Annotated in this window: 9 protein-coding genes and 1 pseudogene; 7 read left to right on the top strand and 3 right to left on the bottom strand. The window is 62.0% G+C overall.

Going from position 1 to position 5,475, the window contains the following annotated elements; all coding sequences use genetic code 11:
• The 7 genes from AC1DWF_RS29875 to AC1DWF_RS29845 all read left to right on the top strand — a co-directional run.
• On the top strand, positions 1-196 hold a 196-nt coding region (locus AC1DWF_RS29875), incomplete at its 5' end, for a ParB N-terminal domain-containing protein (protein ID WP_476842413.1).
• 86 nt (positions 197-282) lie between these two features.
• Entirely contained in the window at positions 283-768 is a 486-nt protein-coding gene (locus AC1DWF_RS29870; RefSeq protein WP_476785166.1) for an SRPBCC family protein, read from the top strand.
• A gap of 951 nt (positions 769-1,719) precedes the next feature.
• The gene (locus AC1DWF_RS29865) at positions 1,720-2,652 is read left to right on the top strand and encodes an alpha/beta fold hydrolase (protein ID WP_476785121.1); all 933 of its coding nucleotides are present in this window, start codon (positions 1,720-1,722) and stop codon (positions 2,650-2,652) included.
• Entirely contained in the window at positions 2,653-2,910 is a 258-nt protein-coding gene (locus AC1DWF_RS29860; RefSeq protein ID WP_476785122.1) for a hypothetical protein, read from the top strand. It begins immediately after the preceding gene.
• Complete coding sequence (locus AC1DWF_RS29855; protein ID WP_476842412.1) at positions 2,895-3,359, top strand: aminoacyl-tRNA deacylase; 465 nt, start codon at positions 2,895-2,897, stop codon at positions 3,357-3,359. The genes AC1DWF_RS29860 and AC1DWF_RS29855 overlap by 16 nt, the downstream gene beginning before the upstream one ends.
• A gap of 261 nt (positions 3,360-3,620) precedes the next feature.
• Positions 3,621-3,848 carry a hypothetical protein gene (locus tag AC1DWF_RS29850; RefSeq protein ID WP_476785124.1) on the top strand — a complete coding sequence of 76 codons (228 nt, stop codon included), beginning with the start codon at positions 3,621-3,623 and terminating at the stop codon, positions 3,846-3,848.
• 120 nt (positions 3,849-3,968) lie between these two features.
• Complete coding sequence (locus tag AC1DWF_RS29845; RefSeq protein WP_476785125.1) at positions 3,969-4,367, top strand: GFA family protein; 399 nt, start codon at positions 3,969-3,971, stop codon at positions 4,365-4,367.
• Here AC1DWF_RS29845 and AC1DWF_RS29840 read toward each other — a convergent pair.
• The 3 genes and pseudogenes from AC1DWF_RS29840 to AC1DWF_RS29830 form a co-directional block, all read right to left on the bottom strand.
• Positions 4,364-4,651 carry a TPR end-of-group domain-containing protein gene (locus AC1DWF_RS29840; RefSeq protein ID WP_476785126.1) on the bottom strand — a complete coding sequence of 96 codons (288 nt, stop codon included), beginning with the start codon at positions 4,649-4,651 and terminating at the stop codon, positions 4,364-4,366. The genes AC1DWF_RS29845 and AC1DWF_RS29840 overlap by 4 nt on opposite strands.
• The gene (locus AC1DWF_RS29835) at positions 4,582-4,971 is read right to left on the bottom strand and encodes a tetratricopeptide repeat protein (protein WP_476842411.1); all 390 of its coding nucleotides are present in this window, start codon (positions 4,969-4,971) and stop codon (positions 4,582-4,584) included. The genes AC1DWF_RS29840 and AC1DWF_RS29835 overlap by 70 nt, the downstream gene beginning before the upstream one ends.
• A 111-nt stretch (positions 4,972-5,082) precedes the next feature.
• A pseudogene (locus tag AC1DWF_RS29830) lies at positions 5,083-5,475 on the bottom strand (adenylate/guanylate cyclase domain-containing protein); the annotation flags it as partial.

Here is a 5,475-nt window from a genome sequence, read left to right as displayed (position 1 = left end):
CAAGAAGACGTTGCATCCCGAAACCGTGCGGCATCTGGCCGAAGACATCGTCGAAAACGGCATGAAGACACCGATCCAGGTACGCCATGACGGCAAGCGCTACGTGCTGGTCGAGGGCCTGCACCGGCTGGAAGCCGCGAGATGGCTGGGCGAGACGTCGATCGATTCCTATCTCGTACAGGCGCGGAAACACTAGCCCGCTTTTTTTCGCTGAGGCCTGTCGGGATGGCTTCAGCTTGCTCGTCCTTGGTCCGAAAGCTGACTTCAACGAGGAGAAGACGAATGACCGCAACAGCCGCCGCCATCCCAGTCAAAGACCGCGAACTGGTTCTCACCCGCATCATCGATGCGCCGCGCGAGAAGGTCTATCGCTGCTGGACTGACGCTACGCTTTTGCCGAAATGGTTCGCGCCGCTACCCTGGACGACGACAAGCGCCAAGCTCGACGTGCGTGCCGGCGGTACCAGCTCGATCACCATGCGCAGCCCCGAGGGCGTGGAATATCCCAATTCCGGCGTCTATCTCGAAGTCGTGCCGAACGAGCAGCTGGTCTTCACCGACGCCTATACCGAGGCGTGGGCGCCGTCCGAAAAGCCGTTCATGACGGTGGTGCTGACCTTCGAGGACGTTGGCGGCGGCAAGACCAAATACACCGCCATTGCCCGGCACTGGTCGATTGACGACCGCGATGCCCATGAGAAGATGGGTTTTCAGGAGGGCTGGGGCCAATGCGCCGACCAGCTCGAAGCGCTGGCGAAGACGATCTGAGGCGGATCGCCCTGAAATGCAAAGGCCGGCCGGGTCACTCGCCCGGCCTTTCGGTTTTTGAGCAGGGCGGCCTGGGGAGGTTGCACCCTACGTTGCCCCCCTCTGGCCTGCCGGCGTTCGATGTTCGAAAAGCCAAGCAGTTGGCTTTTCGTCCGCTTCGCGGACCACATCTCACACTTATTCACCGCCACGCCCCGTTTCCGGTCTGGCCATTGTCAAAGAGCACTCCCGTGCAGGAGGTAGTTCGGGAAGCGGGGCGCGAGGCCGTGCCTTCCGATAATGATTTTATGGCGCGACGTTCGCGCCCCGCTCGGTGTTCTTGCCCCGCTCAGTCGCCTCGGCTTTCACCGCCAGCCGCCGCAAGGCCCGGGCTTGGGGGCTCATCACCCAGCAGGAGAACCGACCTCCTGCCAGCCCGGCACCGGCGCTTCCCCCCGCTGCCCGGTGCGCACCGGGGTCCCGTGGAAGATCGCGAGGTCAATGATACGGGAGGTGGTGGGGGCGTGGAAAARCSSGYGCGGCTATCCACGCTSGATGCTGACAGAGGGTGACAGCCGGATGCGCTTTACGAGGCAAACCACGCAGGTTGAGATCCTTCGCACCCCCCTCTGGCCTGSCGGCCATCTCCCCCACAAGGAGGGAGATTAGTCACGTCCGCGGCGGCGCGCATCCTGCAACGTCTTAAGGACAAGCCTTGCGACGTTGGTGATTGGCCGCGGCACTGATGAAGGCGTGATCTCCCTCCTTGTGGGGGAGATGGCCGGCAGGCCAGAGGGGGTGCGGAGGATCGCAGCGGAGCCGACATTACATTGCCACCAGTGTGAAGTGAGGGGAATGTTGACGACATTTTCTCCACCCGTGGAAAAGTTCTCCCACACTGTCGGCATTGCAAGTTTTCGTTCGTCCTTGAGGCAAGGGACCGGAAGGTTCCGAGCGAGAAGGGACGAGGACATGAACAAGCGCAGTTTCATCACCATGCTGGCGGCGGCCGCGTTCGCAGTTGTGACAGGAGGAGCGGCAATGGCCGAGGCAACGAAAACCACCCAATCAGGCGTCAAGACCGGCCATGCCGAGGTCAATGGCGTGAATTATTATTACGAGATCAGGGGCAAGGGCGAGCCATTGCTTCTGCTGCATGGCGGGCTGGGCTCGATCGACATGTTCGGGCCGGTGTTGCCGGCGCTGTCGAAGAACCGCCAGGTGATCGCGGTCGATCTTTATGGTCATGGCCGCACGGCTCTCACCGACCGCAAGATGAGCCTGATCGACATGGGCGACGATATGGCCGGGCTGGTGAAACAGCTTGGCTACGGCAAGGTCGATGTGATGGGCTATTCGATGGGAGCGGGCGTGGCTTTCCGCCTTGCCGTGCAACATCCCGATGTGGTGCGGCGCCTGGCGTTGGTGTCCGCCGCCTATGCCCAGGACGGCTTCTACCCCGAAATGCTGCCGATGCAGGCACAGGTCGGTGCCGGCATGGCCGACATGATGAAGCAAACGCCGATGTACCAGGCCTATGCGGCGGTGGCGCCAAAGGTCGAGGATTTTCCGAAACTGCTCGATCGTATGGGCGAGCTGATGCGCACGCCCTATGATTGGGCCGATGACGTCAAGACGCTGAAGATGCCCGTCATGCTGGTTTATGGCGACAGCGACATGTACCGCCCCGAGCATATCGTAAAATTCTACCAGCTGCTTGGCGGCGGGCTGAAGGACGCAGGCTGGATGCGCGAATCCATGTCGCAGAACCGGCTGGCGATCATCCCCAATCGCACCCACTATGACGTCTTCTTCGCACCCGAACTGGCGGCATTGTCGCTTCCTTTCCTCAATGGCGAGACCAAGGTGAAGAGCTGGGACGAACAGGTCAAAGAGGTGAATTGAATGATCGGCCGCGCGCTGGGTGAAACGGCGGCGCGCGGCCAAAATCCTTGCTGGATAAGGGCTTCGGATGTATCGTTTCGGCACGTTGAGAATGCCCCTCGATGGGGGCCGGAAGATGCGGCCAGCAAGCTGATCGAAAATGGGCTGGCGATGATGCGGCCAGGCTTCGCCGTGCGGCAGACAGTGCCCGCCACCACCATACCGGCCGCAGTGACGCGATGTTACCGCGAAAAGGAGTGGCCATGGCTATCTCATTGACGATGCAGGAATATCTCGAAGACAATCACATCCGCTACGACGCCGCCAAACATGCGCGCACCGGCTGCTCGATGATGACGGCGCAAGCGACCCACGTGCCCGGCAGCGCGATCGCCAAGGGCGTGGTGCTGAGATGGGAGGACGGCTATGTGCTGGTCGTGCTGCCGGCTTCGCGCCATGTCGACCTGGCCCGCATGCGCGAGATCATCGGCGACAAGGTGCGGCYGGCGACAGAAGAAGAAGCAAGCTCATTGTTTCCCGATTGCGACGAGGGCGCGGTGCCGATCCTGGGCGTGCCCTATCGGGTCGCCTGCGTGATCGACGAACAGTTGCGCCGCGGCAGCGACATCTATTTCGAAGGCGGCGATCACCGCACGCTGGTTCATGTGTCAGGCGATGAGTTCTCGCGCCTGATGTATGGCATGCCGCAGGCCCGCATCAGCTGGTAATGGCGAGCTCAGCTGGTCGTGGCGGGCGCCGAACGCAGCTGATGTTGTTGGCGCAACGCATTGAATGCAAGATGGAAGATTGCCGTCGCGGGAATGTGACTTGAGGCGGCGGGTGACGTGTGCGGTAAATACCGCATGCGAGGCGGCAAGGCTTTTCGCTGTTTCGGAAAATACCCAGCTCCTGTCACGGAACCGCCATCTGGCAGTCACGGTTCAGGGCTATGGTGCGTAATGTCGAAGTGGTCACGAACGGAGGCGACTATGGACGACCAGCACGAATTGACGCTTGAGGATCTGCTGCAAGACCCGATCATTTTGAAGGTCATGGAGCGCGACGGTTATTGCCCCGACGATATCAGGCTTTTGGCGCGGCATGCCGTTGCCGGAACCCAGGTCTGGGAAAGCGTTTCGTCACGCGCCAGCGCGCGGCGGCAAAACCGGCTGTTCCGCACGGCCACCCCGTCGGCATGTATTCCGCTTTGCTCCTGAATTTTCCGCGACTTTGAAGTGACTGCCGGCTGAGGCAGTCACGCAACTTTCCCATCGACAACATAACATTGCCCACCTTATGCCTGAGGCCCAAATCTTCGGGCGAGGGGCTCTTGAGCTATGGCACAATTGTATGAAGGCGGCTGCATGTGCGGGGCCGTGCGCTATGTCGTGGAAGCAGCACCGCTGAACGAGCGCATCTGCCACTGCCGAAGCTGCCAGAAGGCGGTGGGTGCGGCGTTCAACGCGCGGCTGATGTTTCGTGCCGACGAGGTCAGGCTGACCGGGCCGGTCAAGATTGCCTATTCGTCACCGGCGGTGAAACGCGGCTTCTGTGCCGAATGCGGCACAACGGTGCTTTCCGGCCGCGAGGCGGCCGGTGTGCTGGCCGTGACGTCGGGCTCGCTCGACGACCCGAGCCTGTTTCGCCCGGCCATGCACATCTGGATCTCGTCGAAGCAGCCCTGGCTCAAGCTGGACGATGGCTTGCCTCAGTTTGACGAGGCAGCACCGGCCTAAGCGCTGCATTCTCCGAGCGGCTCAACCAGTGCCTGGAATCTCGGGTGGCTACCCAGGCTGTCGAATTCGGTCTCGTCGGCCAGCCATTTTTTCGTCGCCGCATTTGCCTTGAGCGCCCAGCGTTCGATCATCTCCAGCGCGGGCTCGACCTCGCCGAGCATCGCGTAGGCGCAGGCAACATTGTATTGGGTGTGTGGATCGTCAGGTCCGACAGTCAGCGCCCGCGAGATCCAGTCGAGCGCGCGCTCGCATTCGCCGAGCTGTGCCAGCGCCGGCGCGCCCATGGCGAGCGGCAAGGATATGTCTGGGTGGGCGCGGCGAAGGCGCGTTCGGCCCGCTCCAGACCCATCCTGATCKCATCGGCGGAGTCTGCCTCGCGGCCGAGCTCCCAGTACATTTGCGACAGCATCAAGGGCGAGCGGAAATCGTCGGGTGCAATATCGCTAGCGCGTGCCCACAGACGGGCCGCCTTGTCGCGGTCGCCGAGCACACGCGCCACGTCGGCATAGAAGTAGGGGACTTCAAAGGCGTCTGGGTCGAGCACCATGGCTTGCTCGAATTCGGCGACCGCCTTGGCGCTTTGCCCGGCAAGGTGCATGGCCATGGCGTGAGAGGCATGGGCCTCCGCAAGTGTCGGGTCCAGTTGCAGCGCCTTTTCGCTCGCATCGAGAATATGCGCGACCGTGGTGCCGTCTTGGTGATTGCAATGCAGGAACTAGGCGCAGTCGGCGAGGCCGGCAAAGGCCCTGGCGTAAGTTGGATCGAGCTCGACAGCCTTGGCGAAAAGGCGTTGCGCCAGCTGCACATGGGCCGTGGTGTGCAGATGGTAGAAGTGGCGGCCTTGAAGATAATGGTCGTAGGCGTCGACATTGTGCGTGGGAGCGGCCTCGATCGCGGACTTTTCGTGCGGCAGCAGCCTGACCCTGAGCTGTTGGGCGATGGCTTGGGCGATTTCGTCCTGCAGCGCGAAGATGTCCGTCAGTTCGCGGTCATAACGCTCGGCCCATAACGTCTTTCCATGCGGAACGCCGACGAGTTGCACCGTGATGCGAATGCGTTGGCCTAACTTTCGAACGCTGCCGTCGAGGAAGGCCGCAGCGTTGAAACG

It is taken from the genome of Aminobacter sp. P4_D5 (assembly GCF_056401815.1).
This window is presented reverse-complemented; position numbering and strand designations above follow the sequence as displayed.